19 protein-coding genes and 1 tRNA gene are annotated in these 18645 nt (G+C 69.2%); 12 read left to right on the plus strand and 8 right to left on the minus strand.

The genetic code is table 11. The annotated features are described in order from the left end of the window. Positions 1-98 precede the first annotated feature (98 nt). The gene (locus ABT297_RS19830; RefSeq protein WP_350551397.1) at positions 99-1076 is read left to right on the plus strand and encodes a PASTA domain-containing protein; all 978 of its coding nucleotides are present in this window, start codon (positions 99-101) and stop codon (positions 1074-1076) included. Between the two features lie 76 nt (positions 1077-1152). On the opposite strand, the gene ABT297_RS19835 is transcribed toward ABT297_RS19830, so the two are convergent. Next, positions 1153-1425 (minus strand): hypothetical protein, encoded by a 273-nt coding sequence (locus ABT297_RS19835; RefSeq protein WP_350551400.1) that lies wholly within the window; start codon positions 1423-1425, stop codon positions 1153-1155. Between the two features lie 373 nt (positions 1426-1798). Between ABT297_RS19835 and ABT297_RS19840 the strand changes: the two genes are divergently transcribed. From ABT297_RS19840 to ABT297_RS19855, 4 genes are all read left to right on the plus strand, one after another. Continuing rightward, a complete protein-coding gene (locus ABT297_RS19840; RefSeq protein WP_502885598.1) occupies positions 1799-2599 on the plus strand; it encodes a helix-turn-helix domain-containing protein in 801 nt (266 codons plus the stop codon). Next, a complete protein-coding gene (locus tag ABT297_RS19845) occupies positions 2599-2826 on the plus strand; it encodes a DUF397 domain-containing protein (protein ID WP_350551405.1) in 228 nt (75 codons plus the stop codon). The genes ABT297_RS19840 and ABT297_RS19845 overlap by 1 nt, the downstream gene beginning before the upstream one ends. A 174-nt stretch (positions 2827-3000) precedes the next feature. Next, complete coding sequence (locus ABT297_RS19850) at positions 3001-3477, plus strand: hypothetical protein (protein ID WP_350551407.1); 477 nt, start codon at positions 3001-3003, stop codon at positions 3475-3477. Positions 3478-3813: 336 nt separating this feature from the next. Beyond that, positions 3814-4152, plus strand: coding sequence for a hypothetical protein (locus ABT297_RS19855; RefSeq protein WP_350551409.1), 339 nt, complete (start codon positions 3814-3816; stop codon positions 4150-4152). Between the two features lie 192 nt (positions 4153-4344). Here the strand turns inward: ABT297_RS19855 and ABT297_RS19860 are convergent, their stop codons facing one another. The 3 genes from ABT297_RS19860 to ABT297_RS19870 form a co-directional block, all read right to left on the minus strand. Further along, the gene (locus tag ABT297_RS19860) at positions 4345-5151 is read right to left on the minus strand and encodes a WecB/TagA/CpsF family glycosyltransferase (protein ID WP_350551411.1); all 807 of its coding nucleotides are present in this window, start codon (positions 5149-5151) and stop codon (positions 4345-4347) included. Between the two features lie 17 nt (positions 5152-5168). Beyond that, on the minus strand, positions 5169-6242 hold the full coding sequence (locus tag ABT297_RS19865) for an NAD-dependent epimerase/dehydratase family protein (protein WP_350551414.1): 1074 nt from the start codon (positions 6240-6242) through the stop codon (positions 5169-5171). A gap of 386 nt (positions 6243-6628) precedes the next feature. Further along, a tRNA-Leu gene (locus tag ABT297_RS19870) sits at positions 6629-6711 on the minus strand. A gap of 158 nt (positions 6712-6869) precedes the next feature. Between ABT297_RS19870 and ABT297_RS19875 the strand changes: the two genes are divergently transcribed. The 7 genes from ABT297_RS19875 (at position 6870) to pknB (ending at position 16180) form a co-directional block, all read left to right on the plus strand. Further along, the gene (locus ABT297_RS19875; protein ID WP_350551416.1) at positions 6870-7661 is read left to right on the plus strand and encodes an FHA domain-containing protein; all 792 of its coding nucleotides are present in this window, start codon (positions 6870-6872) and stop codon (positions 7659-7661) included. A 40-nt stretch (positions 7662-7701) separates the two neighbouring features. Then, the gene (locus ABT297_RS19880) at positions 7702-8181 is read left to right on the plus strand and encodes an FHA domain-containing protein FhaB/FipA (protein ID WP_350551419.1); all 480 of its coding nucleotides are present in this window, start codon (positions 7702-7704) and stop codon (positions 8179-8181) included. Beyond that, positions 8178-9590, plus strand: a complete 1413-nt coding sequence (locus tag ABT297_RS19885) for a PP2C family protein-serine/threonine phosphatase (protein ID WP_350551422.1) — start codon at positions 8178-8180, stop codon at positions 9588-9590. The genes ABT297_RS19880 and ABT297_RS19885 overlap by 4 nt, the downstream gene beginning before the upstream one ends. Positions 9591-9664: 74 nt before the next feature. Beyond that, the gene (locus ABT297_RS19890) at positions 9665-11137 is read left to right on the plus strand and encodes an FtsW/RodA/SpoVE family cell cycle protein (RefSeq protein ID WP_350551450.1); all 1473 of its coding nucleotides are present in this window, start codon (positions 9665-9667) and stop codon (positions 11135-11137) included. Next, a complete protein-coding gene (locus ABT297_RS19895) occupies positions 11134-12654 on the plus strand; it encodes a peptidoglycan D,D-transpeptidase FtsI family protein (RefSeq protein ID WP_350551424.1) in 1521 nt (506 codons plus the stop codon). The genes ABT297_RS19890 and ABT297_RS19895 overlap by 4 nt, the downstream gene beginning before the upstream one ends. A 13-nt stretch (positions 12655-12667) precedes the next feature. Next, positions 12668-14344, plus strand: a complete 1677-nt coding sequence (locus ABT297_RS19900; protein WP_350551453.1) for a serine/threonine-protein kinase — start codon at positions 12668-12670, stop codon at positions 14342-14344. A 93-nt stretch (positions 14345-14437) separates the two neighbouring features. Continuing rightward, positions 14438-16180: a Stk1 family PASTA domain-containing Ser/Thr kinase gene (gene pknB / locus ABT297_RS19905; RefSeq protein ID WP_350551456.1), complete on the plus strand. Its 1743-nt coding sequence runs from the start codon at positions 14438-14440 to the stop codon at positions 16178-16180. 80 nt (positions 16181-16260) lie between these two features. Here the strand turns inward: pknB and ABT297_RS19910 are convergent, their stop codons facing one another. From ABT297_RS19910 to ABT297_RS19925, 4 genes are all read right to left on the minus strand, one after another. Further along, positions 16261-16905, minus strand: coding sequence for an aminodeoxychorismate/anthranilate synthase component II (locus tag ABT297_RS19910; protein ID WP_350551459.1), 645 nt, complete (start codon positions 16903-16905; stop codon positions 16261-16263). A 9-nt stretch (positions 16906-16914) separates the two neighbouring features. Next, positions 16915-17169, minus strand: coding sequence for a hypothetical protein (locus ABT297_RS19915; RefSeq protein ID WP_502885599.1), 255 nt, complete (start codon positions 17167-17169; stop codon positions 16915-16917). A gap of 4 nt (positions 17170-17173) precedes the next feature. Further along, positions 17174-18202, minus strand: coding sequence for a class E sortase (locus ABT297_RS19920; protein ID WP_350551427.1), 1029 nt, complete (start codon positions 18200-18202; stop codon positions 17174-17176). A 15-nt stretch (positions 18203-18217) separates the two neighbouring features. Further along, positions 18218-18645 (minus strand): DUF881 domain-containing protein (locus ABT297_RS19925; RefSeq protein ID WP_350551429.1); only part of this gene is annotated, 428 nt, incomplete at its 5' end.

The following is an 18645-nucleotide window of genomic DNA, read 5'->3' on the forward strand; positions in this document are numbered from 1 at the left end:
TTCAAACGTAGGGGCGAACCGCCCGTGTGCTGAAGGCCGCGCGGAGTCATCTGACGCCGGGCGGGTGGGCTGGCCGGACGAGGTGGTGAACTGGAGGTATGGCGAACAGCCCGGACCGGTCACCCGACGACGAGTCCTCGACGCAGCCCTTCTGGCCGTTCGGCGAGGGCGGCGAGCCGGAGCGCGAGAGGCACGAGGGCACCGACGCCACGCAGGTGCACCGGCCGTCCGATGACACCACGCACGCGCACCGACAGTCGGACGAGGCCACGCAGGTGTCTATGCAGGTGCATCGGCCGTCGGATGACGCTACGCAGGTGCATCGGCCGTCGGATGACGCGACGCAGGTCAGCGGGCCGCCGGACGCGACGCGGGTCGGGCGGCCTTCGGAAGCGACGCGGGCCTATCGGGCGCAGGACGCGACGCGGGTGGAGCGGCCTGCGGGCCGGGACGAGCACGCGGGCGCGCGGTGGTCGGCGCGGGCCGGGGTGCCGGTGCCCGGCGATCCGTCGCTGCGGCGGCCCGCGCCGCAGGAGTGGGTGGGCGAGGAAGAGGACCCCTACCAGGGGCGGTCCTGGTTCAGCCCGGTGATCGTCGGCATCATCGCGGTCGTGCTCGTCGGGGCGTTGAGCGTCGGGCTGTACCTCATCTATCGCGCCACCGAGAGCGGGCAGAACGCGCCCGGCGGGGTGGACCCGACGTCCGCCACGACCGCGGCCGCACCGCCGGCGCCGTCGAGCGCGCCGCCCGAGTCATCGGCGGTACCGGCCTCGGAGGCGCCGGCCACGTCGAGCGCCGCGCCGCCGGCCGGCCAGGTCGTGATCCCGCCGCTGCGCGGGGACACGCTCGCGGAGGCGACGGTGAAGCTGCAGGTGCTCGGGCTCGACGTCGTCGTGCAGCGCCGGGCCGACGACTCGCTGCCGCCGGGCGAGGTGCTGTCGGCGCGGCCCGGCGAGGGCGAGACCGTGACGGCGGGCGACACGGTGACCCTGATCGTCGCGGCCGCCCCGGTGTCGCCGCCGCCACCGTCGCCATCGCCGTCGAAGCCGCAGCCCAGCACGTCCGCCAGCGGCTGACCCGAGACGGGTCACAAGCGACGCATGAGGGAGGGCGCGGGGCCGGCCACGCGACGGCCGGCCCCGGCGAGCGGCCTCAGCCGACCGCGACCGGCACGCCCGCGCGTGCCGGAGTGGCGGCGCGCTGGGTGCGGGCCACGAAGCCCGGCTGCAGGCCCTGGAGCTGGACGAAGATGGAGCGGCGTTCCACCGCGTCGCCCGCCGCGTTGAGCTGGTATCCGTCCAGCCAGGCCCATCCGTCGTACGTCTGCCAGTCGTGCACTCTGATCACCCGGAACAGCATGGGCTGCGTGAACTGGACACTCGCGGTCTTGGTCACGCGCAGCACGTCACCGGTTCTCGGCAACACGGTGGGACTCCCGTCTTCGGTCGGCTTGTGGGGGAAGGCCGGTCACGGCGCTTGTCGCGGGGCGGGTCCGTAACCGCCGATCGGTCCGATCGTTTGTCGCTGCGTCCACCTGGGGCGGATTGATCGGCCAAGTGAACAATCCGTGACCCCAGCCACACGGACAGGTTGCCCGAGAACGATGATCAATGCAACTTGCAAGACGAAGTTTCCACCACGGGTATGAGTCGCCGATTGTCGTGCCGAGTCGCCTGGCGCGGCTCTACGATGTTGCGCTGATCTATACGTAAGTTATCTACGTAGGTCCGGCGGCACGGAGGTGCGACACGTGGCAAGTCGACGAGGCAGCCCGACCCTCCGGCGCCGGCAGCTGGGGATGGAGCTGCGGCGGCTGCGCGAGGCCGCGCACGTGACCATCGACCAGGTCGCCGATCGGCTGGAGTGCTCCGGATCCAAGATTTCGCGGATCGAGACGGGTCAGACCGGTGTGACCCCGCGCGACGTGCGGGACATGTTGGACATCTACGGTGTGGATCCCGACTACGCCGACCAGTTGCTGAAGTTCGCGCGTGAGGCGCGGCAGAAGGGCTGGTGGCAGCTGTATGGCGATGTGCTCACAGGCGCCTACGTAGGGCTCGAGGCCGCCGCCGATCACATCCGCTCATACGAGGCCCTGGTCGTTCCCGGCCTGCTGCAGACCGAGGAGTACGCCCAGGCCATGATCCACGCCGCCCGTCCCGACATCGGCGCCGCCGAGGTCGAGAAGAGGGTGCGTGTCCGTATGAGCAGACAGTCGTTACTTAGTCAGGATGACCCGATCGATCTCTGGGTGGTGCTGGACGAGGCCGTCCTGCACCGTCCGGTCGGGGGAGGTGCGGTCATGCGCCGTCAGCTCGAGCACCTGAGCCTGGTAGCGACCTGGCCGAACGTGACCCTGCAGGTCCTGCCCTTCTCCGCCGGCGCGCACGCCGGGATGGACGGGGCATTCACGATGTTGCTGTACGACGAGTCTGCCGGGCAGAACTTCGTGTTCGCCTCGAACGCGGCCGGCGGTCTCTTTCTCGAGAAGGACGACGAGCTTCAGCGCTACGGATTCATCTTTGACTACTTGCGCGCCAACGCACTCCGTCCGGACGAGTCAGTGTCGATGTTCGTGAAGCTGACAAAGGAGCTGTAGTGAAAATCGAAGCCAAGGGCTTCGCCGTGAACCTCGACGGTGCGGCGTGGCGCAAGAGCACCCGCAGTGGCCCGTACTCGGACAACTGCGTCGAGGTCGCATTCGTCGGTGGCGCGGTGGCCCTCCGCGACTCGAAGGACAAGGCCGGAGCGGTACTGCTGTTCACCCCGGAGGAGTGGCTGGCCTTCGTCGACGGCACCAAGGACGGCGAGTTCGACCTGGCGTGATCGCACGCCGGGCGCGACCGGCCGGCCCGTTTCCGTGGCGTAACGCCTGCGGGACGGGCCGGCCGTTTTTGTCGGTGAGCGTGGCCGTTCCACCGGGATTGTCGTTATAGGTATGAGTGCCGCGAATCGCACCGTATTGCGGTACTTCCCCCGAGTGAGATAAGGCTTCCTACCGTGAACATTGGCCCCGAAAACTTCGGCAACGGATCGTCGAAGACCGACGACCGTTTCTCCGGGCAGCTGGGTAGCTACCGTCCGGGCGGTCGCCGGGACGGCATCGGCGACGGGCCGCTCGACGACCTGTCGCCGCGCAACGGCTCACCGCTGGACCGAGCGTCGATGCCGCTGGACATGACGCCGCCCAAGCTGCCCGAGTCCTCGCTCGTCGCGGACCTCGGACCACTCACCGGGGGGTCGCTCGGCGCCGGATCGCTCGGTGGCGGGCCGCTCACCGAGCCGATGTTCGGCCGCGATTCCTGGCTGGACACGCCGAGCGGCTCGATGGCCGACCACCCGCTGCTGCGCGGCCTGCTGATGGAACTGCCGCCGAGGGGCACCATGCCGCAGCAGGATTGGCTGGACCGCTGGTTCGAGGCGGCTCGCAGCATTCTCGAGCTGATCTACTCGCAGGAGCCGCGGCCGCTCAAGTAACGCGAGCGTGCGCACCTGCCTGTCTATCGACAGGTCGATCCGCACCCTGTAAAAAGCAGGGAGGACTCGACCTGGGGAGGTCGGACGGGCTCCGGGTGCGCCGACCGCGCGGCCGGGGCCCGTCATGAGCATCCGCGCCGGCGTTGTTCGACCCGTGGGGCGCGGTCAGCGTCCGCGAGCAGGCACGGATCTCCCTCAAGACCGCCGGATAGCGGCCGATTTGGGCGGTTGCGCAAGATCAGTGAAATCGGCCGAATGTCCGATTGGCTGCGCAACGTTCGGCCGGTGGGCATGTCCCAAAGTTGATGGTCGATCTTGAAATGTCCGCTTAGCTTGGTGGAGTTTGCCGGTGGCGACGGGGATGCAGGAGTGAGTGACGTGTCGGATCTGATGTTCGCTTTCGTGAGCGGCGGCGGCCTGCTGGCCCTGAGCATCGGCGCCTTCGGCGTCCTGGACGCTTACCACAAGCGTGGCATCGGCGAGAAGCGGGTCGACTGGTTGATCGGTCTGTACGCGCTCGGCGTCGTCGCGAACATCGTCGCCTACGTGATGCTCGACCGCTGGTACATCGCCGCGCCGCTGGCGCTCATGCTGTGGCCGGCCGAGCGTGCCTTCGACAAGCGGGGCACCTTCAAGCGCCGCAGCGCCAAGGTCGGCGCAATCACGGGCCGCTGAGAGTCCGCCGCGGCGGCGATCAGCCCCGCATTGGTGTGATATTTCCGGCAATTTCGGACACTTCCGCATACCGCCGAAGCTCGCCGAACGATGCGAGTGGGCGCCCAGAGCGGCCGCCCACAGGCGTTTCTAGAAGTCGTTCGGAGCCTGTTCAGACATTCAGAGGCTATTCACAGCTGACCGGGGCTCGGCTCAGACGGCGAAGGTCTTCAGGGGCTCTGTAGCCGGCGGCGGCGGGGTCGCGCGCCACAGGCGGGCCTTCTGCGCGCCCAGTCGGGCCAGATAGTTCGGGTTGAGCAGGATGTACCGCCGCCAGAGCCGCTTGGGCTCGAGCCCGAGGCGCCACAGCCACTCCAGGGCGTACTTCTGCATCCACGCGGGCGGGTTCTTCAGGCCGCCGGCGTGGTAGTCGAACGCGGCGCCGACGGCGAGCATCGGGGCGTCGACCAGGGGCTTCATCGCGTAGACGAAGACCTCCTGCCGCGGGCAGCCGAGGCCCACCATGACCACGCGCGCGCCGGAGGACTTGATCCGGGCGGCGATCTGCTCCGGCTCGCCGGCCTCCGCCGGGCGGAACTTCGAGGGCTCCATGCCGGCGACCTTCAGTGCCGGGAACCGCTCCTGCAGCTTCTGCGCCAGCCGGTCGAGCGTCTCCTGGGTCGAGCCGTAGAAGTACACCGGCAGGCCCTCCGCGGCGCTCGCCTCCAGGACCTTCAGCGTGAGGTCGGGGCCGTAGACGCGGTCGGCGAGGCGGGCGTGGTGCAGCAGGTTGAGCGCCCACCGCACCGGCTGCCCGTCGGGGGTCACCAGGTCGAACGAGTTGAGCCGGGCGCCGTGCGCCTTGTCCTGCACGCCGGTCATGACGCCGTGCACGGCGAGCGCGGTGACGGCGAGCGGGCGCCCCTCGCGGGCCGCGCTCATCACGTTGTCGACGGCGCTGTCGTAGTCGACGGCGCTGACCTCGACGCCGAGGACGTTCCGCTTGCCTCTGTCAATCACTGTGATCCCGACCCGTCTCAGGCTTCCGGGGTCCACTTACCGAGGTTGGCCTCGTAGATCTCCTGACAGATCATCGGTACGTCGTAGACCTGCTTCCAGTCCGGGTAGTCGTGCTGGAACCGCTCGTTGGAGCCGATCCACCAGATGTGGTCGCCGACTCGGTTGGCCTCGTGATACTCGGTGATCATCTCGTTGCCGGTGATCCGCTCGGCCAGCTTGAACACCTCGAGGTGCGAGGTGTTCGAGTGCCGGCCGCCACCGAGGTTGTAGACCGCGGCGCTGCGGGGCGCCCGGAAGAAGGCCTCGAACGCGGACACGACGTCGTGAGAGTGGATCGCGTCGCGGACCATCTTGCCCTTGTAACCGAAGATCTTGTACGTCCGGCGCTGCATGTTGCAGCGCATGACGTAGCCGAGGAACCCATGCAGCTCGGTGGCCGAGTGCGCCGGCCCGGTGAGCGTGCCGCCGCGGAAGCAGGCCGTCTTCATGCCGAAGTACCGCCCGTACTCCTGCACCATCACGTCCGCGGCGACCTTCGAGGCCCCGAAGACGGAGTGCAGGCAGGCGTCGATCGACATGTCCTCCTTGATGCCGTTCTTGTATTCGTGCCCCGGCTCGATCTCCCACCGGGTCTCGAGCTCCTGGTAGGGCAGCGAGTTGGGGCGGTCCCCGTAGACCTTGTTGGTGGAGCAGTGGATGAACGGCGCCTCGATGCAGTGCTCGCGCACGTTCTGCAGGAGCGTGAGCGTCCCGCCCGCGTTGACGTCGAAGTCGGTGAACGGATCGCGCAACGCCCAGTCGTGCGAGGGCTGCGCGGCCGTGTGGATCACGACGGCGATGTCCCGGCCGTACTGCTTGAAGATCCCCGCGACCGCATCGCGATCCCGGATGTCGACGTCATGGTGTGTGTAGGCGTCCCCGAGGTCACTCGTAAGGCGGACAACGTTCCAAGCGGTGGAAGCCTCGGCCCCGAAGAACCGCTTCCGCATGTCGTTGTCGATCCCCACGACATCCAGCCCCAGCGAGGCAAAGTGCCGGACAGCCTCCGACCCGATGAGCCCCGCCGACCCGGTAACAAGCGCGACACTCACGAGCCAGACCCCCACCAAAGACGACGTCCAAAAACCAAAGCAGCATACCCGCGCCCAACAGTAGGTTCTGCCAAGGCAAGGAAGCCCCCAGCCCATGCCCTTGCCACCGCGGACAAGGCAGGAAGGCGCCCCAGCGCCGACCGCTGTCTGACGGGAGCAACGGCCAGCAACTGAAACGAACCGGAGCCAAAAAGCAGCCGAGCGAAGCGAAGGCGAGCGAAGCGAAGCCGGGGGCCAGGGTGACCGACGCACGGCCCTGACCACCCACCGGGAGGGGGTGTGGGTGGGCGAAGCCCCCCACCTTGAGCGAGCGAAGCGAGCGGAAAGGATCCACCGCCGAAACGGCGAAGTGGCCCCTGCCACTGAGCAGGAGCCACCCTCGGCGGTGGGGAAGGAGGGAGTTGAACCCTCACGCCCTTTCGGGCACACGGACCTGAACCGTGCGCGTCTGCCATTCCGCCACTTCCCCTGGTCACGAGTAATCTCGTGGCCTGGCGCGTCAGAGCATACCTCGCTCCTGCTCGGCGAAATCACCGGGTAGGCACTAGGATTCCCTGGGCGCCACGGAAGAGTAGCACGGGCCGACCGGTCAGCTTGCATACGGGCGTGCGACGTCCGGATACCATCATGACCTCGGAACCCGAGGAGGAACCGGTGAGTGTGCTGCAGCGCTTCGAGAAGCGCCTAGAGGGCCTGGTTGAGGGGGCCTTCGCCAAGGTCTTCAAGGGGGTTGTCCACCCCGTGGAGATCCTCAACGCCATGCAACGGGAGGCGGAAGCCCACAAGGCGATTCTGGCCGGCGGGCGCACGCTCGTGCCGAATCGTTACGTGATCGACCTGTCGCCTTATGACCACAGTCGGTTGGCCCCGTATGCCGCCGCACTCGCGCAGGAGCTCGCCCAGTCGCAGGCGGAGTTCATCGGCGAGCAGGGCTGGACGGTGTATGGCGACGTCATCGTCGAGATCGAGCGTGGCGACGGCCTGGACACCGGCATGTTCCGGGTGACCGCGGAGGTTTACACCGGCGGCGACGCCGCACCGCCACCAGCCCCGGATCCGTATGGCGGCTACAACCAGGGCGGCGGGGGCTATGACCAAGGTGGCGGCGGCTATGGGCCCCCGCCCGGCGGCCCCGCCCGCAACGTCCGACTGGTGTCCGGCGACGGGCGAAGCTACCCTCTGTCGATTGGTTCGACCGTGATTGGCCGGGGCGACCAGGCCAACATGCGACTCCCCGACGTCGGCATCTCGCGGCGCCACGCGCGGCTCGACTTCGACGGAGCGCAGGTCGTGCTGACCGATCTCGGCTCCACGAACGGCACCATGGTCAACGGACAGCGCGTCTCAGCGGTCGCGTTGAACCCGGGTGACATGATCCAGCTCGGCACGACCACGCTGACCTACCGCGTGGATGGATGACCGTACTTCACGTAGGCGGATCTGAATGAGCACGTCGTAGATGGAATTTGTCATCACGGTTGCCCGGTATGGGCTACTCGTGCTGCTGTGGATCTTCGTATTCACGGTGGTGGGAGTGATCCGCCGGGATCTGTTCGCGGGCTCGCGTTCGAGCCGGATCGTCGCCGCGCCTCGGGGAGTCGGTGCGCTGACGGCTCCCGGCCGTCCGGCGAAGGTCAAGCGCGGCAAGACAGCCAACCAGCTCTTCGTCACCGCCGGTGCGCTGGCGGGCACCCGCATCACCCTCGGTGAGGCCCCGATCACCATCGGCCGGGCCGAGGATTCGACGCTGGTCATCACCGACGACTACGCCTCGTCCAAGCACGCCCGCCTCGTGCCGCGCGCCGGCCAGTGGTATCTCGAGGATCTCGGCTCGACCAACGGGACCTACCTCGACAAGACCAAGGTCAGCGCACCCACCCCCGTCCCCCTCGGCGTGCCGATTCGCATCGGCCGCACATCTCTCGAGTTACGGCCATGACCCTCACCTTGCGCTATGCGGCTCGCAGCGACCGCGGTCTGATCCGGAGCGGGAACCAGGACTCCGTTTACGCCGGACCACGGCTGCTTGCCGTTGCCGACGGCATGGGCGGCATGGCCGCCGGTGACGTCGCCAGCAACATCGTCATCGCCACCATGGCGCCGCTCGACGAAGACGTGCCCGGCAACGCCATGATCGACACGCTGCGCAACGCGGTCGATCTGGCCAACCAGCAGATCCGGGACGCGGTCGAGGAAAACCCGGCCATGGAGGGCATGGGTACGACCCTGACCGCCATGCTGTTCTCCGGCACCAAGATGGGCATGGTCCATATCGGCGACTCCCGCGCGTATCTGGTGCGCGACGGCGAGTTCGCCCAGGTGACCAAGGACGACACGTATGTCCAGATGCTCGTTGACGAGGGCCGCATCAGCCTCGAGGAGGCCAACAGCCACCCGCAGCGCTCCCTGCTGACCCGGGCGCTGGACGGCCGCGACGCCGACCCCGAGTATTCGGTGCGCCAGGTCAAGCCCGGCGACCGGTATCTGCTGTGCAGCGACGGGCTGTCGGGCGTTGTCAGCGCGGAGACCATCGAGTCGACGCTGCGCGAGTACGTCGACCCCAACCAGTGCGCCAGCCGGCTCATCGAGCTGGCCCTGCGCGGCGGCGGGCCCGACAACATCACCGTGATCGTCGCCGACGTCACCGACGAGGACATCGTCGAGGAGCGGCCGATCGTGGGCGGGGCCGCGGCGCAGGATCGGGGCATGGCGACCTCCGCCGACCAGTCGATGTCCTCGGCCCGGGGCGCCGCGCTCGCCGCGCCGCGCCCCCCTGTGCCGGCGGACGAGCAGCCGCGCCCGCAGGAGCCGGTCGCCGCCGGCCGCCAGGACGGGGAGCAGCGCTCCCGGCGACATCCGGTGCGCACCACGGTCCTCCTCGTGGTGTTGCTCGGGCTGCTCGGCGGCGGGTTGTGGTATGGCTGGAGCGTCACGCAGTCGCGGTACTACGTGGGCGCCACCGAAAGCGGCCGAGTCGCGATCTTCAAAGGTGTGCCCGCCAACATCGCGTGGCTGAAGCTCGGGCACGTGTATCAGGAGAGCGCCACGCTGACGCTCGACGACCTGACGCCGGCCGCGCAGGGCGCCGTCAAACAGGGCATCCAGGTCGACAACCTGGAGCAGGCCCAGGAGAAGATGGCCGCGCTGGAGGACCCGAGCGACCCCTCGCACAAGCAGGACTGCCCGAGGACGCAGCCCTCGGAGTCGTCCTCGGCGTCCGTCTCCGTGGCGGCGAACTCCAGCGGCAGCGCGTCCGCGCCGGTCAGCGAGCCGGCGAGCCCGCCGTCGCTGCCCGCCGAGCCAAGCCTGCCCTCCACGCCGACCTCGGCCCACGCGACCAGTTGCTGATCGTGTCAGGGCCGAACTGACGTGCTGAGGGGAAGAGGAAGCCAGTTGTGACCGCCACCGCCATCCCGTCGCCCATGAGCGGCGGAGCGGGCGTTTCCACACCCGCCCGCCCGCGCACCCGGCGCAACGTCGAACTGGGGCTGCTCCTCTTCGTCGTCGCCATCCTCACCGTGTTCGCCGCGGTGGTGGAGGGCAACGCTGCCCGCGAGGTCACCTCGCACTTCTGGGTGCAGACCGCGATCATCGCGGGCATCTTCGGCGTCGCTCACGTGGTGGTGCGGTTCCTGGCGCCGTACGCCGATCCGGTGATCCTGCCCGCGGTCGCGCTCATCAATGGCCTCGGCGTGGGGTTCCTGCGCCGGTTGGATCTGGCCGCCGTGAAGGCGCCGCAGCGGGCCGACCTGGACGTTTTCAGCGGGGACGGATTCCGCCAGCTTGGCTGGACCGCGGCCGCCGTGATCGGGGCCACCGTGCTGCTGGCGATCGTGCGGGACCATCGGTCGCTGTCGCGATACGCCTACACGCTCGGACTGACCGGCATCGTGCTGGTGATGATCCCGGCGGTGCTCCCGGACCGGTTCTCGATGATCAACGGCGCGAAGTTGTGGATCAAGCTTCCCGGGTTCACGATCCAGCCGGGCGAGTTCGCCAAGATCCTCCTGCTGGTCTTCTTCGCCTACTACCTGGTGCGCAAGCGCGAGGTGCTTTCGCTGGCGAGCAAGCGGTTCCTCGGCATCGACTTCCCGCGCGGCCGTGACCTCGGGCCGGTCTTGCTCGTGTGGCTCATGTCGCTGATGGTGCTCGTCTTCGAGAAGGACCTGGGCACCTCGCTGATGTACTTCGGCCTCTTCGTCGTGACGCTCTACATCGCCACGGAGCGGGTCAGCTGGCTGATCATCGGCCTGGGCCTGTTCCTCGGCGGGGCGTTCCTGGCGTACTTCTTGGGCAAGGCCGTCGGCGGGCCGTTCCTGAACTTCTCCGAGCGCGCGGTCACGTGGCTCGACCCGTTCGCCGACGCGAACAACAAGGGCTACCAGCTGGTCCAGTCGCTGCTCGGGCTGGGCACCGGCGGGCTCACCGGCACGGGCCCCGGCGCCGGCCAGCCGACCAGGGTGCCCGAGGTGCGCACGGACTTCATCTTCTCCGGCCTGGGCGAGGAGATCGGCCTGTTCGGCCTGACCGCCCTGCTGGTGGTGTACCTGCTGCTCGTCGAGCGTGGTCTGCGGGCCGCGATCAACGTGCGCGACTCCTTCGGCAAGCTGTTCGCCGGCGGCCTCTCGTTCATGCTGGGGTTGCAGGTGTTTGTCATCGTGGGCGGTATCAGCCAGCTCATCCCGCTGACCGGTCAGACCACGCCGTTCCTGTCGGCGGGTGGCTCGTCGCTGGTGGCCAACTGGCTGCTGATCGGCCTGCTGCTGCGGATCTCCGACGCGGGTCGCCGCCCGGCCGGCGGGGCGCCGGCGATCGGGCTCGGTGGCATCGCGACCGGCGGGGGCGGCGGCGCGCCGGTCCAGATCAAAGAGATGCCCACGGAGGTTGTGCGATGAACGCCCCGCTGCGCCGGGTCGGCGTCGTGGTGATGGTCCTGTTCGCCCTGCTGTTCCTGAACCTGAACTACCGGCAGGTGGTCAAGGCCGACGACTACCGCACCGACTCGCACAACGCGCGGGTGCAGGCGACCGAGTACGAGCGGCCGCGCGGCAAGATCGCCGACGCGAAGGGCACCGTGCTCGCCGACGCCCAGTCCACCGGGGACTCGCTGAAGTACCTGCGCACGTACCCGCTCAAGGAGGAGTACGCGCACGTACTCGGCTACAAGCCGGTCAACCTGGGGGCTACCGGCCTGGAGAAGCTCAACAACGACTTCCTCGTCGGCACCTCTGACAAGCAGGCGGCCGACCGGATCGCCAGGCTGTTCACCGGCAAGGAGCCGGCCGGTGGCAACGTGCTGCTGACCATCTCCAAGGCCACGCAGGACACCGCCTACCAGGCGTTGGGGAACAACAAGCTCAAGGTCAAGAGCGGCGCGGTCGTCGCCATGGACCCGGCGACCGGCGCGATCCTCGCGGAGGTGTCGCTGCCGAGCTACGACCCCAACCTGCTGAGCACCCACGACGCCAAGGCGGCCCTGGCGAACTACAAGGCGCTCAACGGCGACCCGGGCAAGCCGCTGCTGAACCGGGCCGTGTCGGAGGTCTTTCCGCCCGGGTCGACGTTCAAGATCATCACTTCGGCGGCGGCGATGACCGCGGACTCGTCGCTCACCCCCGACACGGTGGTGCCGGGCGGCGAGTTCTACAAGCCGCCGCAGGTCTCGGACTTCCAGATCAAGAACGCGCACACCGGCGTCTGCCCCGACCAGATCACGTTGAAGCAGGCCCTGACGGTTTCTTGCAACACGGTGTACGCCCGGATGGGCGTCGAGCGGATCGGCGCCGAGAAGCTCAAGTCGATGGCCCAGGCCTTCGGCTTCGAGCAGGAGCCCCGCTTCATCGAGGACCAGGACCGCAACTACTGCGGCGTCGTGGCTAGCCGCACCGGCCCGATGACCGCCGGCTCGGACAACCGCGTGGACCCGCCCGCCGTCGCTCAGTCGAGCATCGGACAGCGCGAGGTGAAGATGTCTCCGCTGCAAGGCGCCATGATTGCGGCGACGGTTGCCAACGGCGGGAAGCAGATGCGCCCCTACGTTGTCGACCGCCTGCAGAACTCCGACCTGTCGATCGCCGACCACACCGAGCCCAAGACGCTGCGCACCCCCATCTCCTCCGACGTCGCCCGCGGACTGCAGGACATGATGACCAGCGTCGTGTCCGCCGACGACGGCACGGGCAAGAGCGCTCGCATCCCGGGCTTGCAGGTCGGTGGTAAGACCGGTACGGCGCAGGACGGTGAGGACTCGGAAGACCACGGCTGGTTCATCGGTTTCGCCATGAAGGACGGCAAGCCGATCGTCTCCGTCGCGGTCTTCCTCCAGAACGCCGGCAAAGGCGGCAGCGCCGAGGCGGCTCGCATCTCCGGTCTGGTCATGAAGGCATACGCGGACGAAAAGGGCATTCGATAATGAGGTGCGCGACATGTTGAGCGCCGGCACCACCCTGGGCGGGCGCTACCGCCTGGACGAACGCATCGCCGGCGGTGGGATGGGTGACGTGTGGCGCGGCACCGACGAGGTGCTCGGCCGCACGGTCGCGATCAAGGTGCTGCTGTCCGCGCTGATGGAGGAGCCCGGCTTCGCCGAACGCTTCCGGGGCGAGGCGCGCACCATGGCGACCATCAACCACCCGGGCGTCGTCGACATCTACGACTACGGCAGCGAGAACGGCACCGCCTTCCTGATCATGGAGTATGTGGAGGGCGACGCGCTCTCCCGCACCCTCTCCCGGGTCGGGCGGCTCACCCCGGCGCGCGCCATGGCGCTCATCGCCCAGGCCGCCGACGCACTGCACGCCGCGCACGAGAAGGGCATCGTCCACCGCGACGTCAAGCCCGGCAACCTGCTAGTGCGCCCCAACGGCACGCTGGTGCTCACCGACTTCGGCATCGCCCGTTCGGCGGCCGTCGCCCAGCTCACCGCGGCCGGCTCGGTGCTCGGCACCGCCTCCTACATCTCGCCCGAGCAGGCGTCCGGCGCCCAGGCCACCCCGCTGTCCGACGTGTACGCGCTCGGCGTCGTGGCCTACCAGTGCCTGTCGGGCGTACGGCCCTTCGAGGGAGAGAACCCGCTCGAGATCGCGATGCGGCACGTGCGCGACATGCCGCCGCCGCTGCCCGCGGACATCCCGCCGCCGGTGGCGCAGCTGGTCGAGCGGGCCATGGCCAAGGACCCGGCCGCCCGCTGGCCCAGCGCCGCGGCGCTCGCCCAGGCCGCCCGGCGGGTCTCCGGGCAGCCGTCCGGCGGCGGCACGGCCACCGGCCCGGCGGTCCCGCCGGGCGGCATGCCGATGGGCCCACCCGGGTCGCCCGTGGGCCAGCGCAACCCCGTCTCCGGGCCGCCGATCTCCGGCTCGCCCGTCTCGCCCGGCTATGGGCACCCGACGTCCGGCTCGCCGATGTCCGGCCCGCCGACCTCCGGCGCGGGCGGCACGCGCATCATGTCCGGCGCCATCCCGCCGCCGCCCGGCGCGGCCGCGGGCCTCGGCGGCCACGACGCGCGCGGCGCGGCCGGCGTGCCCCCGCCGCCGCCCGGCGGCGACACGGCGACGTACCTCGGCTCGACCGGTGGCTACCAGCCGTCCCCGCCGGTGGACTCGGGCGCGCGCAAGCGCAGCGGCGGCCGCAACAACGTGGTGCTCGTCGGCATCGGCGCGGTCGTGCTGCTGGTGCTGGTCGGCATCGGCGGCATCTATCTGGCCACCAAGCCCAATTCCGGCGACGGCGCGTCGCCGAACAACACGGTCGCCGCCAACTCGCCCGCACCGTCCACCCCGGCCGCGCCGACCAGCACAAAGCCGACCAGCAAACCGGTGATGGTGGAGTGCAAGCCGAGGATCCCGTTGGTCGACGCTTTCAAGAAGGAACTCGAGCGCAAGGGCCTGACCGTCAACGTCGTGGACAAGGCCACCAAGGGCGCCCTCCCGAACAGTGTCGTCCAGGTCGAACCGTGCGGGCCGGTGCCGGAGGGCGCCACGATCACCATCTACGCCAACCGGGGCGCGCTCGAAGAGCAGCCCTCGGAGCCGGCGGGCGAGCCGACCGGCAACGCCAGTCACTCTCAGTCCCCTCCCGCGCCCCGGACCAGCGCGTCAGGCTGACCAGGCTTGATCCAGACTGACCGGAACGACCCGAATGTCTTCTCGTCGCAAGACGTGGCAAGGTAAGAGTCGATGACCGAAGGACGACACGACATGACCGCCCAGCCGCGCCTCCTCGGCGGCCGTTACCAGGTCGGGGAGCTGCTCGGCTATGGCGGAATGGCCGAGGTCCATCGGGGTCGCGACCTGCGGCTCGGCCGCGACGTCGCGATCAAGACGCTGCGCACCGACCTCGCTCGCGACGCCACCTTCCAGTTGCGGTTCCGCAGGGAGGCGCAGAACGCCGCCTCCCTCAACCACCCCGCGATCGTCGCCGTCTACGACACCGGCGAGGAGCGCGGTCCGGCCGGCGAGGAACTGCCGTACATCGTCATGGAGTTCGTCAACGGCCGCACCCTCAAGGAGGTGCTTGCGGTCGAGGGGCGGCTCATGCCCCGGCGGGCCCTGGAGATCACCGCGGACATCTGCGCCGCGCTCGAGTTCAGCCATCGGCACGGGATCATCCACCGCGACATCAAGCCGGGCAACGTGATGCTCACGCAGACCGGCCAGGTCAAGGTGATGGACTTCGGCATCGCCCGGGCGCTGGCCAGCGGCGCGACGACGATGACGCAGACGTCCGCGGTGATCGGCACGGCGCAGTACCTCTCCCCGGAGCAGGCCCGCGGCGAGCCCGTCGACGCCCGCTCCGACGTCTACGCGACCGGCTGCGTGCTGTTCGAGCTGCTGTGCGGGCACCCGCCGTTCGTCGGGGACAACCCGGTGTCGGTGGCGTATCAGCACGTCCGGGAGGACCCGCGACCGCCGAGCAGCAGCAACCGAGACGTCACGCCCGAGATCGACGCGGTCGTGCTCAAGGCGCTGGCGAAGAACCCGCTCAACCGATACCAGAGCGCCGGCGAGATGCGCGCGGACGTCTTGCGCGCCGCCGCCGGCCGTCCGGTGTCGGCGCCGCCGGTGATGACCGAGGACGAGATGGCCTCGGTCATGGCGGAGCAGACCACCGCCTACCGGCCGCCGCCGGCCTCGCGCCAGCCTGCCCGCGCCAACCAGCGACAGAAGCGCAAGAGCTCCACCGGCGTGGTGGTCGCGTTGACCGCGCTCGGCCTGCTCGCCGTCGCCGCGTTGTCGATCGGCCTCTACCTGGCCAACCAGGAGTCCGAGGTGCCGATGCCGACGATCACCAATCGCACCCAGGCCGAGGCGGAGACCCTGCTGAAGCAGTCGAACCTCCACGGATCCCCGCGGCAGGATCCCTCGCAGGACTGCAAGACCGGCACGGTACTCACGCAGAACATTACGCCGGGCGCGAAGGTCAAGCCGGGGTCGCAGGTCGGCTACACGGTGTGCGGCGAGCCCACGCTGGTGCCCGTGCCGCCGGTGCTCCGGCTCGGCAAGGATGAGGCGGCCCGGCAGCTGCAGGCGGCGCACCTCGTGGTCGCCATCGATTTCAAGGACGGGATCGAGCCCAAGGACGAGGTCGTCCAGTCCGACCCGCCGTCCGGCACCCAGGTCAAGCCGGGCTCGACGGTCACGATCTTCTTGTCGAAGAACAACCAGGCCGTCATGCCCAATGTGATCGACAAGACCCCGGCGCAGGCCGAGCAGCTGCTCAACCAGGCCGGCTTCTTCAACGTCAGCACGCAGCCCATCTCGGTCAACGACCAGTCGAAGGACGGGCTCGTGGTCGCGGCGAAGCAGGCGGTCAGCAAGGTCTACGCCAAGAGCGATCAGATCGTGCTGCGGGTCGGCAAGTTCGACGACGGTGGGCCGAGCCAGAATCCGTCGACGTCGGCGCCGCCGTCGGCCAAGCCGAGCGGCAGCGCGACCCCCTGATCAATGTCGGGGCGTCACTACGTTGCGTACCCTGTGGATAACTGGTCAGTTATCCACAGGGTTGTGCACAGCCGGATCCGCTAGGCGAACGCCGCGACCCGCCGGGCCTCGACCTCGTCGACGAGCTGTGGTGCCCGCTCCAGCGCGTCCGGCAGCCCGCAGACGGCCAGCCAGTTGGCCAGCATCTGGTGCCCGCCCTGGGTGAGGACCGACTCCGGGTGGAACTGCACGCCCTCGATCGGCAGCTCGCGGTGGCGCATCGCCATCACCACGCCCGACTCGGTGCGGCCGGTCACCTCGATCTCCGGCGGGAGCGTCGACTCGACGACCGCGAGCGAGTGGTACCGCGTGGCGATGAACGGGTCCGGCAGCCCGGCGAGCACGCCCTGGCCCTTGTGCTTCACGAGCGAGGTCTTGCCGTGCAGGAGCTCCGGGGCGCGGGTCACGGTGGCGCCGAACGCGGCACCGAACGCCTGGTGTCCGAGGCAGACGCCGAAGATCGGGAGCTTTCCGGCGTACTGCTCGATCACCGCCATGCAGATACCGGCCCGTTCCGGCGTGCCCGGGCCGGGGGAGAGCAGCACGCCGGCCGGCCTCGCCGCACCGACCTCGGCCACGGTGATCTCGTCGTTGCGGCGGACGTCACACTCCACGCCGAGCTGGCCGAGGTACTGCACCAGGTTGAAGACGAAGGAGTCGTAGTTGTCGATGACGAGGACGCGCAATCGGCTCACCTAACTCGGTAGTACAACGGGCGGCTTCGTGGCCGTGGGGCCCGTCGAGGGCCGCGGTGACGGGCTTTCCACGGTGATGTCGGCGCCGGGGTCGGTGCTCTCCACCTGGACGTCGTAGAACGGCAGGATCGGCTCGACGGCGGGGAAGACCTGATACCACAGCAGGGCGCCGATCCCGGCGACGAGCACCGCCGAGACCAGCGCCTTGAGTTGCCACTGCCTGAACGGGATGTGCCGCCAGATCCAGGAGTACACGCGCTCAGCCCTTCAGCTCGGCCGGGTCGCCGTCGGAGACGGGCTGGCTGCGCTTGAGCTCGGCATGCACGACGAGCCGCTGATAGTTGTTGAACTTGGGGTTGCAGGTGGTCATCGTCAGCATCGCCTTGGTCGGCTTCTCGCCGGGCTTGCCGGGCACGGGCGCCACCACCTGCACGGCGTTCGGCAGCACGATCTCGTGGCTGGTGACCAGGTAGACATACCAGGTGTCGGCCGTCTTGACGATCACCGGATCGTCGGGCTTGAGCTGGTCGAGGTCCCACCAGATGGCCGGCGTGCGGTGCCCGGCCATGGAGAAGTTGCCGAGCTGCCCCGGCATCGCCGTGTCCGGGTAGTGGCCCGGTGCGTAGCGGATGTCGGCCGGCGTGACGCCCTGCACGACCGCCCACTTCTTGTTCATCCGCGGGATGTGCACGGAGGCGATGACGGCGCCGTTGGCCGGCTTCACCGCGGCCGGCGTCGCGCTGGGGCCCACCGTCGGCGGCGGCTGCGCCCACTGCTGCTCGAGCTGGTGGTTGAGTTCGTCCTGGTGCTCGTTGACGATCGCCGCCTTGCCCCAGATCTCGTAGCCGGCGAACAGCAGCACGATCAGACCGAAGGTGATGAGCACCTCGCCCGTGCCCCGGCTGATGGTGCGCGCCACGGAGCCGAACGTCGTCCTGGTGTATTCGGAGTACACGCTCCGGTACCCTTCCTCGGTGCGGACCGGGCGCAGTGGCACCACGATGGCGCCCTTGGGCGCCTCGGCTGCGTCCGGCTGATCCTCGGGGGTGGGCGGGGCCGGTTCGTCGGGCCTGTCGGAGGGGGGCCTCGGTGGAAGTTTCCTCAGCACCGCGGTCGGGTCCGCGGAAGGTTCACTGAATTTCGGAATATAGGCGGTTTGGCCGGGGTCGGGGGCGACTTTCGGAATTATCGCGGTCGCGTCGCCGGGATCCTCGGCCCTGATGCGGGGCAGCATGGTGGTGGCGATGTCGTCCTGGTCGAGGGCCCGGTGACGGGGGCGGTGATCCATGCCGGCCTGCCCCGGTCACGACCCGGACCGTGCGGCGCGCAGCGCCGTCGAGCCGTCATATGCCCTGGCCTGCACATCCGCCTCCACACGCACCTGGTAGCCGAGCCCGAAGGTGTCGGCGGCCTCCTTGAACAACCGAACCCCCTCGGAGACTTCGAGCGCGCGCTGAAGTCCTGCCTGGTCGCCGATGGCGGCGATCTCGAACGGGGGCGAATAGACCTGGCCGTCGAGCAGTAGCGTGTTACCCACGCAGCGTACCGCGCTCGTCGAGATAACCCGGACACCCATCAGCGTCATCGCCTCGGCTCTGCCGGACCACAGCGCATTGACCACGGCCTGTACGTCCTGCTGGTGGACGACCAGGTCATCGGGAGTGGCGCCGGCCGGGCGGGAGCCGTCGGCGCGGCGCGGGGCGTCGTCGAGCACGACCACCACGCCGGGGC

It is taken from the genome of Dactylosporangium sp. NPDC000555 (genome assembly GCF_040300025.1).
GTDB lineage: Bacteria > Actinomycetota > Actinomycetes > Mycobacteriales > Micromonosporaceae > Dactylosporangium.

What these genes read in the sequence shown, in the direction of transcription:
- ABT297_RS19830 (WP_350551397.1), top strand. Translation starts at nt 99, where the DNA reads ATGGCGAACAGCCCGGACCGGTCACCCGACGACGAGTCCTCGACGCAG.
- ABT297_RS19840 (WP_502885598.1), top strand. Translation starts at nt 1,799, where the DNA reads ATGGAGCTGCGGCGGCTGCGCGAGGCCGCGCACGTGACCATCGACCAG.
- ABT297_RS19875 (WP_350551416.1), top strand. Translation starts at nt 6,870, where the DNA reads ATGACCTCGGAACCCGAGGAGGAACCGGTGAGTGTGCTGCAGCGCTTC.
- ABT297_RS19880 (WP_350551419.1), top strand. Translation starts at nt 7,702, where the DNA reads ATGGAATTTGTCATCACGGTTGCCCGGTATGGGCTACTCGTGCTGCTG.
- ABT297_RS19885 (WP_350551422.1), top strand. Translation starts at nt 8,178, where the DNA reads ATGACCCTCACCTTGCGCTATGCGGCTCGCAGCGACCGCGGTCTGATC.
- ABT297_RS19890 (WP_350551450.1), top strand. Translation starts at nt 9,665, where the DNA reads ATGAGCGGCGGAGCGGGCGTTTCCACACCCGCCCGCCCGCGCACCCGG.
- ABT297_RS19895 (WP_350551424.1), top strand. Translation starts at nt 11,134, where the DNA reads ATGAACGCCCCGCTGCGCCGGGTCGGCGTCGTGGTGATGGTCCTGTTC.
- ABT297_RS19900 (WP_350551453.1), top strand. Translation starts at nt 12,668, where the DNA reads ATGTTGAGCGCCGGCACCACCCTGGGCGGGCGCTACCGCCTGGACGAA.
- pknB (WP_350551456.1), top strand. Translation starts at nt 14,438, where the DNA reads ATGACCGCCCAGCCGCGCCTCCTCGGCGGCCGTTACCAGGTCGGGGAG.
- ABT297_RS19920 (WP_350551427.1), bottom strand. Translation starts at nt 18,202, where the DNA reads ATGGATCACCGCCCCCGTCACCGGGCCCTCGACCAGGACGACATCGCC.